19 protein-coding genes are annotated in these 22,725 nt (G+C 37.7%); 14 read left to right on the forward strand and 5 right to left on the reverse strand.

The genetic code is table 11. The features are described 5' to 3' along the window. Positions 1 to 112 precede the first annotated feature (112 nt). The 4 genes from GLW08_RS00440 to GLW08_RS00455 all read left to right on the forward strand — a co-directional run bounded on the left by GLW08_RS00440 (position 113) and on the right by GLW08_RS00455 (position 3,098). The gene (locus tag GLW08_RS00440) at positions 113 to 388 is read left to right on the forward strand and encodes a YhdT family protein (protein ID WP_160846624.1); all 276 of its coding nucleotides are present in this window, start codon (positions 113 to 115) and stop codon (positions 386 to 388) included. After that, positions 385 to 1,821: a sodium/pantothenate symporter gene (gene panF / locus GLW08_RS00445; protein WP_160846625.1), complete on the forward strand. Its 1,437-nt coding sequence runs from the start codon at positions 385 to 387 to the stop codon at positions 1,819 to 1,821. The genes GLW08_RS00440 and panF overlap by 4 nt, the downstream gene beginning before the upstream one ends. A 173-nt stretch (positions 1,822 to 1,994) precedes the next feature. Beyond that, the gene (locus GLW08_RS00450; protein WP_160846626.1) at positions 1,995 to 2,753 is read left to right on the forward strand and encodes a LysM peptidoglycan-binding and 3D domain-containing protein; all 759 of its coding nucleotides are present in this window, start codon (positions 1,995 to 1,997) and stop codon (positions 2,751 to 2,753) included. 153 nt (positions 2,754 to 2,906) lie between these two features. Then, positions 2,907 to 3,098: a YfhD family protein gene (locus GLW08_RS00455; RefSeq protein WP_160846627.1), complete on the forward strand. Its 192-nt coding sequence runs from the start codon at positions 2,907 to 2,909 to the stop codon at positions 3,096 to 3,098. Between the two features lie 54 nt (positions 3,099 to 3,152). Here the strand turns inward: GLW08_RS00455 and GLW08_RS00460 are convergent, their stop codons facing one another. Both GLW08_RS00460 and adh read right to left on the reverse strand, forming a co-directional pair. Beyond that, entirely contained in the window at positions 3,153 to 3,485 is a 333-nt protein-coding gene (locus GLW08_RS00460; RefSeq protein ID WP_160846628.1) for a DUF779 domain-containing protein, read from the reverse strand. Between the two features lies 1 nt (position 3,486). Continuing rightward, positions 3,487 to 5,007, reverse strand: a complete 1,521-nt coding sequence (adh, locus tag GLW08_RS00465) for an aldehyde dehydrogenase (RefSeq protein ID WP_160846629.1) — start codon at positions 5,005 to 5,007, stop codon at positions 3,487 to 3,489. A 225-nt stretch (positions 5,008 to 5,232) separates the two neighbouring features. Between adh and GLW08_RS00470 the strand changes: the two genes are divergently transcribed. Both GLW08_RS00470 and GLW08_RS00475 read left to right on the forward strand, forming a co-directional pair. Beyond that, positions 5,233 to 5,376 carry a hypothetical protein gene (locus GLW08_RS00470; RefSeq protein ID WP_160846630.1) on the forward strand — a complete coding sequence of 48 codons (144 nt, stop codon included), beginning with the start codon at positions 5,233 to 5,235 and terminating at the stop codon, positions 5,374 to 5,376. 142 nt (positions 5,377 to 5,518) lie between these two features. Continuing rightward, positions 5,519 to 6,046, forward strand: a complete 528-nt coding sequence (locus GLW08_RS00475) for a type 1 glutamine amidotransferase domain-containing protein (RefSeq protein WP_160846631.1) — start codon at positions 5,519 to 5,521, stop codon at positions 6,044 to 6,046. A gap of 52 nt (positions 6,047 to 6,098) precedes the next feature. Here GLW08_RS00475 and GLW08_RS00480 read toward each other — a convergent pair whose 3' ends face one another. Then, complete coding sequence (locus GLW08_RS00480) at positions 6,099 to 7,184, reverse strand: nitric oxide synthase oxygenase (RefSeq protein ID WP_160846632.1); 1,086 nt, start codon at positions 7,182 to 7,184, stop codon at positions 6,099 to 6,101. Positions 7,185 to 7,319: 135 nt separating this feature from the next. Between GLW08_RS00480 and uvsE the strand changes: the two genes are divergently transcribed. Together uvsE and GLW08_RS00490 are read left to right on the forward strand one after the other, a co-directional pair. After that, a complete protein-coding gene (uvsE, locus tag GLW08_RS00485) occupies positions 7,320 to 8,288 on the forward strand; it encodes a UV DNA damage repair endonuclease UvsE (protein ID WP_160846633.1) in 969 nt (322 codons plus the stop codon). Positions 8,289 to 8,383: 95 nt separating this feature from the next. Further along, positions 8,384 to 9,289: a formate/nitrite transporter family protein gene (locus tag GLW08_RS00490; protein ID WP_160846634.1), complete on the forward strand. Its 906-nt coding sequence runs from the start codon at positions 8,384 to 8,386 to the stop codon at positions 9,287 to 9,289. Between the two features lie 166 nt (positions 9,290 to 9,455). On the opposite strand, the gene GLW08_RS00495 is transcribed toward GLW08_RS00490, so the two are convergent. Then, positions 9,456 to 10,358: a LysR family transcriptional regulator gene (locus GLW08_RS00495; RefSeq protein WP_160846635.1), complete on the reverse strand. Its 903-nt coding sequence runs from the start codon at positions 10,356 to 10,358 to the stop codon at positions 9,456 to 9,458. A 140-nt stretch (positions 10,359 to 10,498) separates the two neighbouring features. Here GLW08_RS00495 and gltB point away from each other — a divergent pair, with 140 nt between their 5' ends. Together gltB and GLW08_RS00505 are read left to right on the forward strand one after the other, a co-directional pair. After that, positions 10,499 to 15,058: a glutamate synthase large subunit gene (gltB, locus tag GLW08_RS00500; RefSeq protein WP_160846636.1), complete on the forward strand. Its 4,560-nt coding sequence runs from the start codon at positions 10,499 to 10,501 to the stop codon at positions 15,056 to 15,058. 15 nt (positions 15,059 to 15,073) lie between these two features. Beyond that, on the forward strand, positions 15,074 to 16,561 hold the full coding sequence (locus GLW08_RS00505) for a glutamate synthase subunit beta (protein ID WP_160846637.1): 1,488 nt from the start codon (positions 15,074 to 15,076) through the stop codon (positions 16,559 to 16,561). A gap of 93 nt (positions 16,562 to 16,654) precedes the next feature. On the opposite strand, the gene GLW08_RS00510 is transcribed toward GLW08_RS00505, so the two are convergent. Further along, positions 16,655 to 17,113, reverse strand: a complete 459-nt coding sequence (locus tag GLW08_RS00510) for a YaiI/YqxD family protein (RefSeq protein WP_160846638.1) — start codon at positions 17,111 to 17,113, stop codon at positions 16,655 to 16,657. Between the two features lie 162 nt (positions 17,114 to 17,275). On the opposite strand from GLW08_RS00510, the gene GLW08_RS00515 reads away from it, so the two are divergent. The 4 genes from GLW08_RS00515 to GLW08_RS00530 all read left to right on the forward strand — a co-directional run bounded on the left by GLW08_RS00515 (position 17,276) and on the right by GLW08_RS00530 (position 22,474). After that, positions 17,276 to 18,139, forward strand: coding sequence for a CvfB family protein (locus tag GLW08_RS00515; RefSeq protein ID WP_160846639.1), 864 nt, complete (start codon positions 17,276 to 17,278; stop codon positions 18,137 to 18,139). A 1,019-nt stretch (positions 18,140 to 19,158) separates the two neighbouring features. Beyond that, positions 19,159 to 21,045, forward strand: coding sequence for a prenyltransferase/squalene oxidase repeat-containing protein (locus tag GLW08_RS00520; RefSeq protein WP_160846640.1), 1,887 nt, complete (start codon positions 19,159 to 19,161; stop codon positions 21,043 to 21,045). A 65-nt stretch (positions 21,046 to 21,110) separates the two neighbouring features. Then, positions 21,111 to 21,308, forward strand: coding sequence for a hypothetical protein (locus GLW08_RS00525; RefSeq protein ID WP_160846641.1), 198 nt, complete (start codon positions 21,111 to 21,113; stop codon positions 21,306 to 21,308). A 101-nt stretch (positions 21,309 to 21,409) separates the two neighbouring features. After that, positions 21,410 to 22,474: a P1 family peptidase gene (locus GLW08_RS00530; protein ID WP_160846642.1), complete on the forward strand. Its 1,065-nt coding sequence runs from the start codon at positions 21,410 to 21,412 to the stop codon at positions 22,472 to 22,474. Positions 22,475 to 22,725: the final 251 nt, after the last annotated feature.

A 22,725-nucleotide genomic window follows, 5' to 3' on the forward strand; every position in this document is an offset into this window, starting at 1 on the left:
TTGTACTTTGCAAAACTATGTATTATTGCTAATTACAATGGTATAGTGGTCTAAGAATCAATAATCAAGTAATTTTGAAACTCGTTGTTTCACATAAAAAAGAGGTGATGCTATGAATTCTACAAAAGTAGATAAGCGATTCACAATAGCTAATAAAGAGGCATTAATTGGTGTTGGACTTGCTATACTTAATTTTATTTGGTGGTTTGGTTTCGCTTATGGATTGGGTCATAAGGACCCAAAGGATTACACTTACATATTAGGGTTTCCTGCGTGGTTTTTTTATAGTTGTATTATAGGATTTTTATTAATGGCAAGCTTAGTCATTATTATTGTGAAAGTCTTTTTCACAGATGTTTCCCTAGAAGATGAAGGTGATATGAATTGAATAGTTCCGTATTAATTTCGTTAGTTGCATTTCTTCTTATTATATTTATTATTGGTTTTTGGTCTAGCCGTCACGTTCAATCTTCCGAATCCTTTTTGCAAGAATACTTTCTAGGAAATCGACAGTTAGGTGGATTTATCCTTGCAATGACGATGACCGCTACCTATGGAAGTGCAAGTAGTTTTATAGGAGGTCCAGGATTAGCATATAGCCAAGGACTTGGTTGGGTATTATTAGCTATGAGCCAGGTTGTCACAGGTTATTTTGTTTTAATGGTGCTAGGAAAACGGTTTGCTATTTTGGCGAGACGATATAAAGCTGTTACGCTCATCGATTTTCTGAAAGCCAGGTATGAGAGTAAATGGGTGGTATTATTATCTGCATTTAGTATCGTTCTCTTTTTATTTTCAGCAATGGCTGCTCAATGGGTAGGTGGTGCCCGGTTAATTGAGTCAGTAACGGGCTTATCTTATACGGCTGCTTTATTCATCTTTGGAATTTCAGTACTTGTCTATGTAGTTATTGGTGGTTTTAGAGCTGTAGCTCTCACGGATACAGTTCAAGGTGTGGTCATGTTTTTTGGTACGATTATTTTATTAATTGCTACGATTTTTGCTGGTGGGGGAGTGTCGAACCTCATGTCAGATTTAGTGGCTGAAAACCCAAATTTAGTAACCCCTTATGGAGCTAATGCGGATTTATCACCAGGATATGTATCTTCCTTTTGGATATTAGTAGGTGTAGGTGTTGTAGGTCTACCCCAAGTAACAGTCCGTGCCATGTCATATAAAAGTTCCAAAGCGATGCATAGAGCTATTATAATAGGAACGATTGTTGTAGGGGTTATAATGTTAAATATGCATTTAATTGGAGTCTTTGCTAAACCAATCTTGCCTGGCATTGAGAACAAAGACACAGTAATGCCGCTTATAGCTCAAGAGGTATTACCTCCGTGGTTGGCTGGGATTGTATTAGCTGCACCTATGGCAGCTATTATGTCCACTGTCGATTCATTATTACTCTTGGTCAGCTCGGCATTAGTAAAAGATGTATATATCAATTACATTAATCCGAGTGCTCCAAATGAGAAAGTAAAAAAACTGAGTTTCATAATGACATCAGCATTAGGGATCTTAGTATTTTTATTAGCGCTACAACCTCCGCAGTTATTAATTTGGTTAAATTTATATGCTTTTGGTGGATTGGAAGCTGCGTTTATATGGCCAGTCGTATTAGGGTTATATTGGTCGCGAGGAAATAAGTATGGTGCTATTGCTTCCATGTTAACTGGAATAAGTACTTATGTTATCGTTGATTCATTTTTTAGCGAGGCTATACAGATACACCCTGTAGTAATCCCTGTTGGATTATCACTTCTCAGTTATGTCATTGTAAGCATGATTACCACTCAGAAAAATGACCAATTAATCTGATTTAATAGTAAAAATGGTAAGTGCAATTTTCTTAAAGCTACCATTGTAATCACTTTGTTACGTTGTTGTTATACAAGAAATAATATTGTTACCTCCCTGTTCTTTCATCTCTAGTAAACTCTGATATAGTAGGTTATAGAATATTTCGAACAAAAAAGCAGGGGGTATTCCTAATGAAGAAGACAATCATGACATTAGCTGCTGTTGCAGGCGTTTCAGGTGTGTTCGCTAGTACAGCTTATGCAGAAGAGGTAGAAGTGAAACGTGGTGATACATTATGGGGGATTTCTCAAACATACAACGTTAGTGTGAATAACTTAAAAGAGTGGAATAATCTTTCTTCAACCATTATTTATCCAGGTTCTCAGTTAGAAGTGTCAGCTCCTGGTCAAACAACAGAAAAAGTTAATCGAGTAGATTCGAATGATGATTCTACAAACACGAACACTTCACATACAGTAAAATCAGGAGATTCACTTTGGGCAATTGGTAACCAATATGGCGTTTCTGTATCTCAACTGAAATCCTGGAACAATCTTTCCACGAATACGATTTATGTGGGACAGAAGCTAGTACTTTCTGCTTCTAAACAAGTACAATCAAATGAATCAAATGTACAATCAAAAGAAACGAGCAATGTAGCAAAAACTCTTCAAGTAAAAGCAACAGCTTATACTGCAAATTGCGCTGGCTGCTCTGGAATCACCTCAACAGGAATAAACTTAAAAGCTAATCCCAATAAAAAGGTAATTTCAGTAGATCCAAATGTGATTCCTTTAGGTTCAAAGGTACACGTTGAAGGTTATGGATATGCTGTTGCAGGTGATGTCGGTGGCGGCATTAATGGAAATGAGATTGATGTCTTTATCCCTAGTAGAAGTGAAGCACTTCAATGGGGAAGGAAAACTGTTACAGTTAAAGTTTTAAAGTAATAAGTCTTTAGAACAATTCTAGAATACTTACCCTTTATCCTAGTTCATCAGTTCCGATGAACTAGGATTTTTAGTGTTTCTTTATTGTATAAACTATTCCTTTTTCTGAAATATTAAAACGTGAATTTCATTTAAAAAGGAGAGATATTCTAAATGACTAGAGGACAGAGTAAAAAGAATAAAGCGAAAGATGATGCAAAACTATCACAAACTCCTGAGAAGGACATTATACGTGATGGAAGAGATGTAGAATACAAAGAAGAGTTTGCGGATGAGAACGATATAGAAGCCAAAGAAAGAGCAGAAGAGGCAGACCATAGAGCTAAGCAAAAAAGAGAAGACTAAATAGAAATGGAGGATGAGATTAATCTCATCCTCCATACTTATTTGGACAGTCCCTTATTTTTTAGGTAAAACTTTTGAGCGAGTTAAAAACCTAACTCCTTCGGGCCCTTCAAGTGAAAACATCCCACCTCGGCCTTCTACTACATCAATGATGAGTTGAGTATGTTTCCAGTAATCATATTGTTTTTTATTAATATAAAAAGGACATCCACCTATTTCGCCTAATTGGAGATCTGCATTTCCTAACATAAATTCTCCTTCATTAAAGCACATAGGAGAACTACCATCACAGCAACCACCAGATTGATGAAACATAAGGGGACCATGTTTAGTTCTTAATTTTTCAATAAGCTCCAAAGCTTCTGGCGTAGCGGTGACCTTTTCCATATTAATAAAACCCTAACTTTTGTGGACTATAGCTAACAAGCAGATTTTTGGTTTGTTGATAATGATCTAGCATCATTTTATGATTCTCTCTTCCAATTCCAGACATTTTATAGCCTCCAAAAGCTGCATGGGCAGGATAGGCATGGTAACAGTTTGTCCATACACGGCCAGCTTCAATATTACGGCCAAAACGATAAGCAGTATTAATATTACGTGTCCACACGCCAGCACCTAATCCATATAGAGTATCATTGGCAATCTCTAATGCTTCCTCATCTGTCTTAAATGTAGTTACAGAAACGACAGGGCCAAATATTTCTTCTTGGAATACACGCATATCGTTGCTTCCTTTAAAGATAGTTGGGTTTACATAATAACCTCCACTTAAATCTCCAGCTAGCTGGGTCTGGTCTCCGCCTATAAGGCATTCTGCACCTTCTTCTTTTCCGATTTCCAGATAAGAAAGGATTTTTTCTAACTGTTCACTTGATGCTTGGGCACCTATCATTGTTTCGGTATCTAATGGATTACCTTGTTTGATTTCTTTAACTCTTTCTAAAGCACGCTCCATGAATTTATCATAAATGGACTCATGGATTAATGCACGGGAAGGACATGTACAAACTTCACCCTGGTTAAGAGCAAACATGATAAACCCTTCTATCGCTTTATCAAAAAATTCGTCATCTTCATCAGCAACATCACTAAAGAAGATGTTAGGAGATTTACCTCCAAGCTCAAGTGTTACAGGTATGATATTCTGAGATGCGTATTGCATAATTAGACGTCCAGTTGTTGTTTCGCCGGTGAATGCTACCTTAGCTATTCTGTCATTTGATGCAAGAGGTTTACCTGCTTCAACGCCAAGGCCATTCACAATATTGATCACACCTGGAGGAAGTAGGTCTTCAATTAACTCCATTACAACCATTATAGATGCAGGAGTTTGTTCTGCAGGTTTTAATACAACGCAATTCCCGGCAGCCAGAGCGGGAGCTAGTTTCCATGTCGCCATTAGAATAGGGAAGTTCCAAGGAATAATTTGTCCTACTACACCTAGAGGTTCCTTAAAATGATAGGCTACAGTATCTCCATCTACTTCTCCAATAGAACCTTCTTCTGCTCGAATACATCCTGCAAAATAACGGAAATGGTCAACAGCTAGAGGTAGGTCAGCCATTAGAGTTTCACGAACAGCTTTTCCATTGTCCCACGTTTCAGCTACTGCAAGTTTTTCTAGATTTTCTTCGATTCTATCGGCGATTTTATTAAGAATGACAGCACGTTCAGCTTGGGATGTTGCTCCCCAGCTATCCTTGGCTTGATAACCAGCATCAATTGCTAAATCAACATCCTTTTCAGTGGATCGAGCGACTTCACAAAATACTTGCCCATTTATTGGGCTAACATTCTCGAAATATTCGCCATTAACTGGTGCTACCCATTCACCACCAATGTAGTTATCGTACTTTTTTTTGAAAGTAACTAAAGAATCTTTTTCACCTGGATTTGCGTAGATCATGTATAATCCTCCTTATGTAATAAAAAGATTTTTTAATCCCTTAACAACAATTTTTGAAAACGCTTTCTTTTTTGTTCAAAAAAAGAGAAGAGATATTAACTTCAATTCTAAATTTTCTGAACCATTCATTCAAGTAATAAGACTTTTCTTTTTGTGTATAAGGAACATTATATTGGACAGATTATAAGGGTAAGACAATACTTAATCATTAAAGGAGTTAATTACATGCCTAAACGTAATCAAGAAAACAACAACAAACCAGAAAAGCAAAAACGCGACGTTGAATTCAGTGAGGAAATGGGCGCTCGTAAAGATTTTGAAGAGCAAGAGCGTAACGCTGAAGCGAAAGCGCAAAATAAGAAAAAATAAAAAGGCCTCGTGCCTTTTTATTTTTTTTTTGACTTCTAAATGTTTTACACTAATCGGAGTTATCCTAATTATAGATAAATGAATTGAGTGTGTTTGTTTATTCCTTTATAGTGGAAGTGAACAAGGAAAAGGAGGGAAGATTTTGCGTTTACAAAATAAGAAAGTGATTCAACTCGTAAGTGACGACTTTGAAGATTTAGAATTATGGTACCCGGTCATGCGACTTCGTGAAGAAGGAGCTACAGTTGATATAGTAGGGGAAAAAGTAGATGAAGAATACGTAGGCAAGTATGGCGTGCCAGTTGTATCGAATAAAACGTTTGATGAAATTGATCCAAACGAATATGATGCGATACTTGTTCCAGGCGGTTGGTCTCCAGACAAATTAAGAAGGTATGAATCTATCTTAAGCATGGTGCGAACAATGGATGATCAGAAAAAAGCAATCGGTCAAGTTTGTCATGCTGGGTGGGTATTAATTTCCGCAGACATTTTAAATGGAAAGAAAGTAACAAGCACTCCTGGAATAAAAGATGACATGATTAATGCCGGGTCTACATGGGTACATGAACCTGTTGTAGTTGATGGACACTTGGTGTCAAGCCGTCGCCCACCAGATCTTCCTGACTATATGAGAGAATTTATTTCTGTATTAGAAAAACAGTCATAATAATATAACATGAATGATAGAGGAGACTGCACAAGAAAGGCGCAGTCTCCTCTTATAAATAGGGCTTCTCTTGATAAAAATAATTAGGAGTATTTATTTTATTTTTATAAGGCTTATGAAAAATATGTGTAGTAGCAGGGGATACGGGAGGATTTAGCCAAACCCAGTTTCCTGTTACCTCTCGTTCACAATGATGCTCTTTCTCTTCAAATTTCTCAAATTGCTGAGCTGCTGTATGGTGATCCACTATATTTACACCGTCTTCTTTAAAAGAATGTAGTACGGCTGTATTAAGTTCGATAAGTGCTCTGTCTTTCCAAAGAGTTGCGTTACGTTTCGTGTTTAACCCCATTAATTCAGCCACTTTAGGTAACATATTATAGCGATAATCGTCCGCTAAATTTCTTGCACCTATTTCAGTTTCCATATACCAACCATTAAATGGGGCAGCTATGTATTCCATTCCACCTATTTCGAGTTTCATATCTGAAATCATCGGTACAGCATACCATTTTAGTTGTAGATTATGAAACCATTCTAGTTCTGGATGTCGAAGCGGAACCTCCAAAATTATTTCTTTTGGAACTTCATAAAGAGTAGGCTGTTCTCCATTTATTTGAATCAACCAAGGTAGGATATCAAAATGAGTACCCTGACCTTCCCACCCAAATTGCTGGCATGTTTTAGTGAAAGCAATGGAGTCTGGATCACCTACAATCCCCTCATCCGTTTCATATCCTGCATAACGAATCAACTGATGATTCCAGATTCGTACAGGTTCTTCGCCATTTTGCTTAGGCTTAAAAACAGAAATAGTAGACCGAATTTTTCCGTTGTTCGTTGCGTAATTCACATGATCGATTAATGCATCTTTTACCTCTTCAGATGAAAAAGCATGTCGTTGATCAAATACGGTCAAACTATCCCAAAAAAGTCTTCCTATACACTTATTACTGTTTCTCCAAGCCATTTTGGCACCATGTTGGAGCTCTTCGAACGTATGTTCATAGCTACCATGATCAAGTATCGAGTACTTTATTTCTTGTATTCGTTCCACTATCTCTATCTCTGATTTATTTAATTCAACATAACAGTTCCGAATAAAGTCTTCGGCCTGATGTATAAGGTCTGCAGTCAATTTACCTAACCTCCATTAATTGCACTGTGCATATTGTATCACATGTCCTGTTATCTCTTTGTGACAGAACTATGTACATAAATACATTGTTCAGGTGAAAACTATTCCTATCTAAATGATAGTAGGTGAATATAAATGACCATTTTTAGACTTGGGTATGTAGCAATGAGTGTACATGTAGAGAATGCATCGCCATCGCAAACGATGACATATAAGCAATTCAGTTCCTTGCAGGACAGAGAGGCTGCAGTACATAAGTTAGAGAGAATTGCCTCATCTAACCTCCATAATACGTTACGTCTCTTGAAACATAATCGGGCTCATGGTATTACATTCTTTCGGATGAGTTCGAAGCTGGTTCCCTTGGCTACTCATGAAGAACTCGCTGATTGGAAGTATTACGTATCATTAAGTAACGAGTTAAAAGAGATTGGTAATTATGCAAAACAAAATCAGATACGTATTGATTTCCACCCTGATCATTTTGTAGTTCTCAATACTCCTAATAAAGATAAATTTAAATTTTCACTTCATGTGTTGAAATACCATTACCGACTACTACACGGGATGGGGATTGATCCCACACATCGTTGTGTTTTGCATCTAGGTGGGGGATACAATAATAAAGAAGAGTCTTTAGAACGATTCATTGAAAACTGGTCATATATTCCGACCGGCATACAAAAAATGATTATGCTGGAGAATGATGATACGTTATATACCATGGAGGATTGTTTATATATATCACAAAAGCTAATGATTCCTTTTATATTTGATATCCATCATCATTTGGCTAATTATGATCATCTGAACTGGGAAGAAAATTTGGATCGTGTGTTACATACATGGGAAGGGAGCTCCCTTCCAGTAAAAATGCATATATCTTCTCCTAAAAGCCAGGATGAGTTTAAAAGTCATGCTCCTTACATTGATAAAGAAATGTTTTTGAATTTTGTACAGAAATCAAATGGTTCAACTAAGCAAATTGATTGCATGATTGAAGCAAAACAAAAAGACGATGCACTGTTTCGATTAGTAAGCGATTTATCAACAGAACCGAACATTGAATTTATTACACCGACAACATTTAAGTTTCATGGTTAAAAAAATTAATGTCTCAATTTTCGATGAATACGTTTTACATTAGATTATTAACAATCATTTTTGGGAATAGGAGGAGTAATTGGAGGGATATATGGATGAACAATAAGCAACAAAATGACGAAATACAACAAAACCAACATCAATCTTCAGATGGAACAGCAATCGAACCCAGAGACAATCCGGATCGACCAGGTAGACAATTCTACATTCCTTCTCAAATTGTTAGCGAATTTGCTCATAAGGGTAGAGATCATTTAAAAAAACCATTCCCAGGTCAGTTAGTATTAGCCCTTACCGCGGGGGCATTTATGACATTCGGTGCTGCATTTTCCATTCTTTTGGCAATTGGTATTGAAGCGAAAGGGTTGTACTATCTGCTATCTGGTTTTGGGTTTGCTGCAGGTTATGCAATGGTGTTTATTTCTGGTTCTGTCTTATTTACAGAAGTTAATGTGTTGTTACCGACGTATCTGTTTCACTCTACAGGTTTTATGCAACGAAACATTTTGAAGTTCTGGGGCTCTGCCTATATTGGAAATATTCTTGGAGCCTTATTTGTCGCTATTATTATTAAACTGTCTGGTTCATTATCTACTTCATTTTATACAGAGCTATCTACATACATAGATCATAAAATGAAGTTTTTAGATAACGGTTTTACAGGCTGGATTCAGATTGTCTTGTCTGGAATTCTTGCAAACTGGTTAATAGGTATGGCTGCATTTTTAACTACTGCTGCAAGGGATATAACCGGTAAAATATTAGGGACACTATTACCTGTAGTCCTTTTCGTAGCCGGTAATTTCCAACACAGTGCTGCAAACATGGGTTACTTCAGCATGGGAATCTTATCGAACTCTGAATACCATTGGTATGAGTTTTTATTCCTCAATCTTCTTCCTGCTAGCATTGGAAATATAATCGGAGGAGGTATATTAGTATCCTTGCTTTTCTCTTATGCTTATAAGGATGATATACAATCAGCAGTTGATAATAATTAGATTAAAGAAAAGTTCAGGGTGCCGTTCTAGCGACGTACAAACTGTTGCCCCACAGGACGTAGGTCAGTTGGATGTTGCTACACGATATCGCCTCTAAATTTATACAAGCCAACATTTTTATAGTTTCCCATATAAGAAGCCACTAACAACAGTTAGTGGCTTCTTATTATTGGTATCTCTCAAGCATCGAGAAGAAGTTTTTAACAAAACTATAGAAAACCTTTTCGGATGGTGCTAACTCACGATCCATAGGGGTTATGATCCCGACAGAACGTCTTACTTGTGGGATTTCAATTGGTTTTTTCACGGTTAAACGTGGTGTGGAATTATAGAATGTGCTGTCAGGTAATAATGTAACCCCAATTCCAGCAGAAACTAATCCTTTAATTGCATCAAGGTCTTCTCCTTGAGAAGAAACATGAGGTGTGAATCCTGCTTGTTTACATGCATTGATAGCAATATCATGTAAGACATATCCTTCTGGAAACAGGACAAATGAATCGTTTTTCAAATCACTGAGCAGAATACTTTCCTGTTCTGCAAGTTCATGTTGAATGGGGATAAGTGCTGAAATTTGTTCAGTAAATAAAATATGACTTTCTACCTCAGGGTCTTCTTTTGGTACAGGTCCTAAGAATGCCAAATCAATCTCACGTTTTTTTACGGCATCGATTAAATAATGGTAAGAACCTTGTCGTAGTTGAAAACCTACATTAGGATGGTTCTCTTTAAAAGAAGAGATGACAGTAGGAAGTAAATGACTAGCTAAACTGGTTGGGAAGCCAATCCGTATTAAACCCCTATCGGGATCTAAATATTCTTCAACTTGTTTAGTGGCATGTTCAATAGCTTTTAATGCCGTTTTAGTGTGTGTTCGAAATATTTTTCCTATTGGAGTTAGTTTAATATTTCTTCCTTCTCTAACAAATAACTTAACTCCTAGCTCATCTTCAAGATTAGCGATTTGTCTGCTGATGGCTGATTGGGCCACATGCAGGTGAATAGCCGCTTCAGATATATGTTCTCTTTCTGCAACTTCCATAAAATAATGTAGTTGACGAAGCTCCATAATGCATCCTCCATATCGATTCATATCAAAATTAGATTAATTCTATCTAAATTATATATTGTTTGCAACATTTAGAAAACTTACAATGTATATTAACAGGTTAAACGGATTTTCATTTTAATTTTAAGGGGAGATAGCTCATGACATATAATCAAATTCCAAACCCCCAGGGACTTTACAACCCTGATTTTGAACATGATGCTTGTGGTATTGGACTATATGCATCATTAAAAGGGAACAAAACACACGAAATTGTTCAAAAAGGGTTACACATGTTGTGCCAGCTAGATCATAGAGGTGGCCAAGGCAGTGATCCTCACACTGGAGATGGAGCAGGATTGCTCGTTCAAATGCCAGATACATTCTTTAAGAAACAGTGCGCGGAGTTGAATTTACCTGAACAAGGACGTTACGGAGTTGGAATGCTTTTCTTTTCAAATGAAGAAGAACGTGAAGAAGAGGAAGCATATATAAATACATTAATCGAAGCCGAGGGGCAAAAGGTTCTAGGCTGGAGAAGTGTACCTATAAATGTCAGAAAAATCGGAATTGCTGCACAAAATAGCTGCCCTATCATTCGTCAAGTATTTATAGAAGCAAGTGACGAGATGGAAAAAGGGCTACCATTTGAGCGTAAACTATACGTCATTCGAAAACAAGCTGAAAATTGGGCACTAGAGCAAGATAAACAGTTCTATTTTGCTAGTCTTTCAAGTCAAACGATTGTATATAAAGGTCTTTTATTACCAGAACAAATGGATTCATTTTATGAAGATTTATTAGATGAAGATTTTGTATCTGCATTCTCTTTAGTACATTCCCGCTTTAGCACAAACACGTTTCCTAGTTGGGAACGTGCTCACCCAAATCGTTACCTTATTCACAATGGTGAGATTAATACATTAAGAGGTAATAAAAACTGGATGAAAGCTAGGGAAAAGCAAATGGCATCTGAAGCATTTGGAGATGACCTTGATAAAATTCTACCTATTATTGATTCGAGCGGAAGTGACTCTTCTGCTTTAGACAACGCTTTTGAATTCTTTGTGCTATCTGGTCGTAAGCCAGCTCATGCAGCTATGATGTTAATTCCTGAGCCATGGACTGAAAATGAGCACTTAACTCCAGAAAAGCGTGCTTTTTATCAATACCACAGTACCCTTATGGAACCATGGGATGGACCAACCTCCATCACATTTACGGATGGAAATCAAATTGGAGGTATCCTTGACCGTAATGGACTACGCCCTGCGCGTTATTACGTAACAAAAGATGATATGCTTATTTATTCATCTGAGGTAGGCGTAATTGATGTGGAAGAAGACAATATCCTATATAAAAATCGATTAAGTCCGGGAAAGATGCTCTTGATTGATTTAGAACAACAACGAATCATTTCTGATGAAGAAGTTAAGCATGATATGGCTTCCGAGCATCCTTATCAAGAATGGTTGGATAAAAATCTTTGGAATCTAGAACCGGAAGGAACGTACATTGATCCTAAACCAGTTGATGACGCATTTGTAAGACAAAAAGCATTTGGATATACGTATGAAGATATCCATAAGTATTTATTACCTATGGTAACCGAAGGAAAAGACCCAGTAGGAGCAATGGGGAATGATACACCATTAGCTGTACTATCGGAAAACCCTCAATCTCTTTTCCTTTATTTCAAACAACACTTTGCACAGGTTACAAACCCTGCAATTGACTCTATTCGTGAGCAAATGATTACATCAACAACGACCTTGTTAGGTGCTGAAGGAAATATACTTCATCCAAATGAATCGAATAGTCATCGTATTCAACTAAAGTCTCCTGTTCTATCAGCAGACCAAATGGATAGAATTAGGGATGTGAATCGATCAAACTTCCGATGTAAGACACTTGATGCTGTTTTTACGAATGATTTAGAAGCAGAATTAGAGGAACTTTGTAATGAAACAGAAGCAGCTATTGAAGAAGGGTATAGCTTGCTCATACTTTCTGACCGGACGATGGGTGTTGAAAATGTAGCCGTACCGCCATTATTGGCTGCTAGTGCAGTGCACCAACACTTGGTTCAAAAAGGCAAGCGTAAAAAGGCAAGTCTAATTGTAGAAAGTGGTGAAATCAGAGAGGTTCATCATTTTGCTGCGTTAATTGGATATGGTGTAGATGCGATCTATCCTTATCTAGCATATGAGACATTCCGCCAAACTGTAGAAGATGGCAGTTTAGATATGGATGTGAATGAAGCTGTTCAAGCTTATCGTAAACATGTAACTACTGGAATAGTAAAAGTTATGTCTAAGATGGGAATTTCAACAGTACAAAGTTACCGTGGAGCTCAAATATTTGAAGCAGTCGGTATCAGTAAAGATGTGATCAATCGTTATTTCACTGGCACGGTATCTCAGCTAGATGGAATCGATTTAAACACCATCTCCAAGGAAGCGAAGATACGTCATACCACTGCTTATGAGGATGTTTTAAGCACAACGTTAGAGCCTGGAAGTGACTTTCAGTGGCGAAAAACTGGAGAGCATCACGCTTTCAACCCACAAACTGTTCATACACTTCAATGGGCTTGTCGTAAAAATGATTACAACATGTTTAAAGAATATTCGAAGGCTGCAAATAAAGAGCGAATCGGATTTTTACGTAATCTATTCACCTTTAAATCAGAGCAATCCGTTCCTATTGAAGAAGTTGAATCCGTTGAAGACATCGTTCGTCGTTTTAAAACGGGAGCAATGTCCTTTGGCTCATTAAGCCAAGAAGCGCATGAAACCCTAGCTATTGCGATGAATCGTCTAGGAGGAAGAAGTAATAGCGGCGAAGGCGGAGAAGATTCAAGCCGCTTCCATCCAGATGAAAATGGAGATTCAAGACGTAGTTCCATTAAACAAATTGCCTCTGGTCGCTTTGGTGTAAGTAGTCACTATCTAGTGAATGCTGATGAGTTGCAGATTAAAGTTGCTCAAGGTGCAAAGCCAGGGGAAGGTGGTCAATTACCTGGTAAGAAAGTTTATCCATGGGTTGCAGATGTTCGTGGTTCTACACCGGGAGTAGGATTAATTTCGCCTCCACCACACCATGACATTTATTCTATTGAAGATCTTGCTCAGTTAATTCACGATCTAAAAAATGCAAACCGAGATGCACGTATTAGCGTGAAGCTTGTTGCTAAGTCTGGGATCGGTACCATCGCAGCAGGAGTAGCAAAAGGATCTGCTGATGTTATATCCGTGAGTGGATATGATGGGGGCACAGGTGCCTCACCAAAAACTAGTATTAAACACGCAGGATTACCTTGGGAATTAGGTTTAGCAGAAACACATCAAACGTTAGTATTGAATAACTTACGTGATCGAGTAGTATTAGAAACTGATGGGAAATTAATGACAGGCCGAGATGTTGCCATGGCTGCGATATTAGGGGCTGAAGAATACGGTTTTGCAACAGCACCATTAGTTGTAATTGGGTGCGTAATGATGCGTGTTTGTCATAAAGATACATGTCCAGTTGGTGTGGCGACACAAAATCCTGAGCTTCGTAAAAAGTTTACAGGTCATGCTGATTACGTCGTTAACTATATGCAGTTCGTAGCAGAAGAGCTTCGTGAGATTATGGCTGAATTAGGTTTCCGTACAGTAGAGGAAATGGTTGGACGTACAGATGTATTAGAGGTAAGTGAAGAAACCCGTGAACATTGGAAAGCTAAATCACTAGACTTAGCGAACCTAGTCTATCAACCAAAAGGTCCAAAAACGTGTAAAAGACAGCAAGATCATAACCTTGATAAATCTCTAGATTTAACGACACTTCTACCTGCTGTTAAATCCTCTATTAATACAGGGAAGCGGATAGAATTATCCTATCCAATCCGTAACACCAACCGAGTAGTAGGAACGATTGTTGGAAGTGAGATTTCCAAACGTTATGGAGAGGAAGGCTTACCTGCGGACACTATCCGCCTAAACTTTACTGGATCAGCAGGGCAAAGCTTTGGTGCATTTATACCACGTGGCCTTTCCCTTCACTTAACGGGAGATGCAAATGATTACGTTGGTAAAGGTTTATCCGGCGGAAAGGTTGTTGTATCCAAACCACAGCAAAGTCCAAGCGCAAGTGACGATGTCATTATTGGAAATGTTGCCCTGTATGGTGCTTCAAAAGGAGAAGCCTACATTAACGGAGTAGCTGGTGAACGATTTGCTGTCCGTAATAGCGGAGCAAACGTGGTAGTTGAAGGAGTCGGCAATCATGGTTGTGAATATATGACGGGAGGACGTGTCGTTGTCCTTGGTGATGTCGGAGCAAACTTTGCTGCTGGAATGTCTGGTGGTGTTGCTTATGTCCTTGCCGATGATAAAGATAAATTTAAGTCTCTATGCAACACAGGAATGATAGAGTTTGAATCATTAGAAGATCCGATGGAAGCGCAAGAAGTCCAAACGCTAGTTCAGAATCATTTTGAGAAAACCAATAGTCTACGTGCAGCGCACGTACTAGAACATTGGGAAATGGCTAAACGAAGTTTTGTGAAGATCATTCCGAAAGACTACAAAAATATGTTAAATAGAATTGAAGCACATCGTGCTGATGGATTAACAGAAGATGAAGCTGTCATGAGTGCTTTTCAAGGTAACCCAACGAAACAGGAGCAAGAAGCAACAGATGCAAGTGATACGCCCCAAGTTGCTTTGAAATAAGAAAGGAGAGAGAGCATGGGTAAATCAACAGGATTTATGGAATATGAACGAGAAGAATCAGTAGAACGCTCAACCCACTCAAGGGTAAAAGATTGGAATGAATATACCGCTCCTTTCTCAGACGAAACATTAAAAAGACAAGGGGCAAGATGTATGGATTGTGGCATCCCTTTTTGCCACACAGGTATTGAGATTAATGGGCAAGCCTCAGGCTGCCCCATTAATAACCTGATTCCTGAATGGAACGATCTTGTTTATAGAGGAAAATGGCAAGAAGCTTTGGAGCGTTTAGAGAAGACAAATAACTTCCCTGAATTCACAGGCCGTGTTTGTCCTGCTCCTTGTGAAGGGGCATGTACAGTAGCGATATCTGATCCTGCTGTGGCAATTAAAAATATCGAAAAAGCTATTATTGATAAAGGGTTTGAAAATGGTTGGATTCAGCCGCGTATTCCTCAGAAACGAACAGAAAAGAAGATAGCCATTGTAGGTTCTGGACCAGCTGGGTTGGCAAGTGCAGATGAGTTAAATCAAGCTGGTCATTCTGTAACCATTTTCGAACGTTCCAATCGTCCAGGTGGTCTATTAATGTATGGTATTCCAAATATGAAGCTGGAAAAGGATATTGTAGAACGTCGCATTAACCTACTTCGCCAAGAAGGTATCGATTTTATAACCAATACCGAAGTTGGAAAAGACATATCTCCAGAAGAGTTGCAGGAACAATATGATTCGGTCATTTTATGTACTGGTGCACAAAAACAACGTGATTTAAGCATTGAGGGGCGTGACGCGAAAGGAATTCATTTGGCAATGGATTACTTAACCGCTTCTACAAAAAACCTTCTAGATGAAGATATGCAAAAGGATGAATATATTAATGTGGAAGGCAAAGATGTCATTGTCATTGGTGGTGGCGATACAGGAGCTGACTGTGTAGCTACAGCTCTTCGTCAAGACTGTAATAGTGTTGTTCAATTTGGGAAGCACCCTAAACAGCCAACCACAAGACCAGAAGACAACATGTGGCCAGAACCACCAAATGTGTTCACATTGGAGTATGCATATAAGGAAGCTGCAGAAACAAAAGGGGAAGACCCGAGACAATATTCTATTCAAACAACCAAGTTCGTAGCAGATGAAAACGGTCATCTTCAAGAACTACACACTGTTCAAACGGAGAAAGTATGGGATGACAAAGGGTTTTATTCGTACCGAGAAATTCCTGGTACAGAGATGGTATGGCCAGTGCAGCACGTTATGATTGCAATTGGGTTTGAGGGACCAGAACAACCATTACTGAAGCATTTTGGTGTAGATACAACTTCTCGAGGCTGTGTAGATGCAGAATATGGAAATTACACAACAAATCTCGAAGGAGTATTTGCAGCAGGTGATGCAAGACGTGGTCAAAGCTTAATCGTATGGGCAATTAATGAAGGCCGTGAAGTTGCGAGAGAGGTAGACCAGTATTTAATGGGGAGTACCGTACTACCAGGGTAAATAGAGGAAAGTTCATCCGCTAGTTGATAAATTTAGACAATTACAAGCGACAAGTAATACTTTTCCATTTAAAAGCAGGTAGTGAACCTTTCACTACCTGCTTTCTTCATGATTTCTTTGTAATATGGAATGAAGTACAGAGCGAAACTTTTCTCGGTCATCATCACTCATTGCTTTAGGTCCCTTTGTTTTCATCCCACCTTTTCGTGCTTGAGCGTTTGCGTGACGAGTGGTTAATAACTGGTCAATGTTTTCTTTTGTAAAAGAGAATCCTTTGTGGTGGATAACGTAACAGCCTTTTCCTAATGCTAATGCTGCTAAACCATAATCTTGGGTGACAATCAAATCACCTTTGTGCGCAAGATGCATTATACGGTAATCCGCAGCATCCGCACCTGTATCGACATAGGTTGTTGTCACCATAGGAGGATCTTCTTCACGGGAGAAGTGCGAAAAACTCTTCACCAACGTTACATAAATCTGAAATTGTTGTGCTTCTTTAATAATAATTTCTTTTACAGGACAAGCATCTGCATCAACATATATACGCATACGACACCTCTTATAATCATTTCAATTTTGTTTAAAAGTGATGGATATAGTTTTGCAAGTTTGTTTATCAACGTTTATTATATAGAGTAGCGTAAATACTCTAAAGATTATACGTTAGAACATGAAACAATAATCGTATAATTCTGTGAAAGAAGGCTAATGATGACTAACTTTAATGTAGGTACTGTTCATGAATTTTCAGTATCTAGAAAAATAGATAATGGGTTCGTGCTTATGAATGAACACGGTGAAGTTATGCTACATGTGAATGATACGAAAGAAACTGTAGATATTGATCAAACAGTAAAAGCTTTTTTATATCATGATAAACAAGGCAAGATAGTGGCTACTACCTATCTTCCTGATATTGATTTTAACACATATGGCTGGGTAGAAGTTGTAGATATGGTCGATAACCTTGGGGTATTTGTAGATATTGGAATCCCTAAACACATTTTAGTATCGAAGGATGACTTACCACTATTAAATCGAATTTGGCCTATTGTTCACGACCAATTGTATGTGTGTCTTCAAACTGATCAAAAAGGACGACTGCTAGCTAAACCTGCTACTGAAAATATTATCGAACAATATGCTGAACCCGCTCCAGAAAGTCTACTAAATAATACGATAAGCGGGCGAGTTTATCGAGCTAACAAAGTAGGCTCCTTTTTGGTAACAGAGGAAGGGTATCAAGGATTCATTCACTACACTGAACGAAAAGAAGAGCCAAGACTTGGTGAGTGGGTGAATGGTCGAATTATTGATGTAAAAAGTGTGGGAACATTAAACATATCATTACGCCCAGTTAAAGAGGAAGCACTAGGAGAAGATGCTGAACAAATTCTAGCTTATTTATCTTCTAATAAAGGCGAAATGACGTTCACAGATAAAAGCTCACCAGATGCAATACGAGACCAATTTAATATCAGTAAAGCAGCATTCAAGAGAGCACTTGGTACACTAATGAAGCAAGAAAAAATTAAGCAAGAAGATGGGAAAACTTTATTGATATCAAAAGAATAAATACCTACTAAACCAACATTCCTTATGGGAATGTTGGTTTTTTGTGCCCTGCATGAGCAAAAGCTTTAGGGTTAAAGTCTTGTTAAGAATGTGCGTATGGAAAGACTGGAAACTTCCTAAAACAAGGAAAAGAAAGTTAATCCATTTGGGTGTTCGTAAGAGGAAAGCATACGAGTGGGCAAACTCAAGGAAAGGCTATTGGCGTGTAGACAATAGCTCAATACTAAATAAAACCCTAAACAATTCCTATTGGAGTCGTTTAGGACTTCGTAGTTTATCGCAACGATATAAATTCTTACGTCAACCTTAAGGAAACCGCCAAGTACGGACCCGTACGCTCGGTGGTGTGAGAGGACGGAGGTTAGTCGCCTCCTCCTACTCGATTTTAATAAATCTTACAGTTACTATTTCATAAACGAGTGTTGACTAGGGTAGGGAAGTATTAGGTTCTAAGTTGGTTGTAAATTGTTACATGTTCTCAACCAAATCCATTTATAATAGATTCGATTTGTTATATTTTTCTAAATAAAGATTCTACATTTATGCAAAAAAACAGACAGATTCGAATATCGATTAACGATTGATAAATTTAATTGGGTGCTATTATTTTTAAGGAAATGTTAGCTATTATATATGTACTAGGCGGTATGAAGAGGAATTTCAATCCTTACTGGTTGTTATTATTGGTGACTCTTGCTCTAACGTTCCTAAGTTTTATTCCTAGTGTGGTCTGGGGAAATTGGTTTAGTGGGATAAATCCTTTCTACTTAGACATGTTTCTTATTCCTGAAAGAAATTTAGTGTTAACTGTTTTGTCAGGAATTCTTATTATTCGTTCTCTAACGCATGAACATACCTAATAACATTCAGTGAAGAACTATCATAATTAGGGGTCCTTCTTTTCATGTATTAATTACTAACAACATTCCTGATTGTGAAGAAAACCAAGATTGCTCATAGAAAATAGTTCAAGACAATATACCTTAATACAAAGGGTGTGTTATGGGAAGTCTGTGTTAATGAAAGAACAGTTGTATAAGGAAAAAGACCGACTCATAGAAGAGATCAAAGCTATACAAACAGAAAGCGGATCCTGGCATCTGTGTTTTGAAAATAGTTTACTCACGGATGCATTTACAATCATTCTTTATAAAACACTTAAGGTACAAGATGGGGCTTTCATTGAAGCCCTTGCAGAACGAATTGCGTCTAAACAATTATCTAATGGGGCTTGGAAACTTTATCCTGATGAAGATGATGGAAATGTATCGCTCACTATTAATGCCTATTATGCATTGTTAACTTCAGGCACGACATCTAAAGAAGATCCTTTGATGAAAAAAGCCTCTTCCTATATTAAAGATAATGGAGGTTTAATGAGAGCTAATACCATAACAAAATTAATGCTTGCCGTAACGGGAAACCTACCATGGTCTAGCTTACCTTCCATTCCGATTGAGCTCATACTTGTGCCTAAAGCATTTCCGCTCAGCTTTTATGATCTTGTTGGGTATGCACGAGTTCACCTAGCTCCGATTCTTATTCTCATGAATTCACAATTCCAACTTAACACAAAAGATACACCTGACTTATCAGATTTACTTTTATATGATTCACGATTTTATGAAGATCTCCGTAACCAGACAAGATTTTTAAAGTCATGGATGAAGGATAGCCTTGTTTATTTGTCTGATTTTCAAGAAAAAGCAAATGACAAAGAGGTTAACAAAGCAAAAGATTATATGTTTGAAAGAATAGAGCCAAATGGTCTCTTGTATGGTTATTTTCTTTCGTCATTTTATATGGTGTTTGCATTGTTAGCCCTTGATTATAAAAAACAAGATTCTCTAATCAGAAAAGCTTTAGTAGGAATGAAAACATTAATATGCTATCTAACACCTCATAGCATTCATATTCAAAATTCACCTTCTACTATATGGGATACAGCTTTATTGAGCTCTGCCCTACAGGTAGCCGGAGTGGACTTTGCTGAAGAGCCGATTCAACGAGCAAATTCCTATTTACTATCAAGGCAACATTTCAGATATGGTGACTGGAGTTTTCATAATTCACATACCCCTCCTGGAAAGTGGGGATTCTCAGATGTGAATACCATGGAACCTGATGTGGACGATACAACTGCAGCCTTACGATCTCTAAAGAAATTGGCGGACGAACAACATAACTATCGCTCGGAATGGAATCGTGGATTGAAATGGGTTCTATCTATGCAAAATGATGATGGTGGGTGGCCTGCATTTGAAAAAAACACCAATAAACGAATACTTACCTTACTCCCAATTGATGGAGCAGACGTAGCGAGTGTTGATCTATCAACGCCTGACTTAACTGGACGAACGCTTCAATTTCTAGGAGACTATGCAAAAATACCTAGAGATCATCCACAAATAAAGAATGGAGTAAATTGGTTGTTAGATCATCAGCGAACAGATGGTTCTTGGAATGGTAGATGGGGAATCTGCTATATATATGGTACATGGGCAGCCGTAACAGGTTTGGAGGCTTCAGGGTTATCAGATACTCATCTCTCATTAAAGTTAGCTAAAGAGTGGTTAGAACGAATCCAGAACGAGGATGGTGGATGGGGAGAATCATGCAGGAGTGATCAGGAAGAAATGTATATACCTCTAAAAGCTTCAACACCTTCGCAAACTGCCTGGGCACTTGAAGCATTGATTGCTATATCTCCTCAACCTACTAGAGTGATAGATAGAGGAATGATAGCACTGTTGAATAGCCTAAAACGAAAAAATTGGACCCACTTCTATCCAACTGGAGCTGCCTTACCTGGGCAATTTTATATTTATTATCACAGCTATAATTATAGTTGGCCTCTTAAAACCATAGCCAGATATTGCAATATTGACATAGCATCACTTAAATAAACATAGGAGAAAGGTTACCTTTCATGTTACAATCCTATTATACAATCATCGAAGGAGCACTATTCATGAATCTAGAAATCTTATCTCCTACAACCGCATCTGGCGCTATGTTTATAGGAGTGTTATTTTCCCTTATCTATGCTATATATATTAAAAAGAAAGAAAGTACAAGTTGGCTTTATTTTTTCCTTGCCTTTAGTGCAGGGGGATTTGCTTCTGGCTGTGCTGTCATTCTTTTAAAATCAATGGAAATAATCAATTAGTATATGAATATGGATGAGGCCTAGGTGGAGAACCTAGGCCTTCTTTCACAATTACCAAATTTCCTTTTAAATTTGGTAATGAACTTTATAGGGGGAAGCCGATGTCCATTCAAAAAAGGATCAGAGATTATGGAGTAAAGATAGGTAAACTAGAAACAGGGCACTACAACTCAATTACAGATGTTGATGGCATATCTGTTGGTCATGTCACTCTTAGCGAGAATGGTACTCAAACAGGTGTTACAGCTATCTTACCTCACCAAGGGAACATATTTAAAGAAAAGGTAATTGCTTCAAGTCATGTGATTAATGGGTTTGGAAAAACAATGGGGACGTTACAAATCAATGAGTTAGGCACATTAGAATCTCCAATCATCTTAACGAATACGTTGAGTATTGGAACTGCAGCAGATGCATTGATTGGATATATGCTAGATCAAAATCCCGAAATTGGAAGAACAACTGGAACAATTAATCCTGTAGTATGTGAATGTAACGACATGCTACTAAATGATGTTCGAGCTAGGTTTATTACTAAGGAACATGTTATACATGCATTGAATAATACATCAAAAGAGGTAAAAGAAGGTTCGGTTGGAGCAGGTACTGGAATGCTTTGTTATTCATTAAAAGGGGGGATTGGAACTTCCTCAAGGTTAATGAAGATGGAGCATGGTACATATACAATGGGGGTTTTTGTGTTAGCTAATTTTGGAATATTAAGTGACTTAAAAGTGAACGGAAAAGCTGTTGGGGAAGAACTGAGAGATTCCATCCTCCAATCGCATGAGGAGAAAGATAAAGGTTCCATTATTGTAATAGTTAGTACAGATCTACCTGTATCTGAAAGACAATTAAATAGGGTTATTAAAAGAACTATTACAGGGTTATCTCGCACGGGTTCTATCATTACAAATGGGAGTGGAGAAGTAGTAATTGGCTTTTCTACAGCTACCAAAATACCTCATAATAAAATCTCAAGTTATATGTCGGTTCCAATGATACATGAGGAAGATATTGATTTAGCATTCAGAGCTGTTGGTGATGCTACTGAAGAGGCAGTTTTGAACTCACTAGTGACTGCAACACATGTAATTGGACGAGATAGGAATGAAAGACCTGCCTTTAAAGACTTAGTTAACGAATATAATATAGAGTTAACTTAGTAGTTAGTCAGTATTAGAGGAGTAATTCTGTCACAAAGGTAAATCAAAAAGTGTTCCTTTTTATGATGCGAAGAGTCTTACCTTAGAAGATGAAAAACCAAGATACTCGAACAACAATGATACCCCCTTAAGGTATCATGGATTTATATTTTATGTGATTAACTATTAATAAGTCTTATCAAAATAGGGGGGTTAAAGTACATAATTGTATTAATTGTACTACATGAAAGATTCCATTTATATTTGGAGAT

The sequence above is a fragment of the Pontibacillus yanchengensis genome, assembly GCF_009856295.1.
Taxonomy (GTDB): Bacteria; Bacillota; Bacilli; order Bacillales; family BH030062; genus Pontibacillus; species Pontibacillus yanchengensis_A.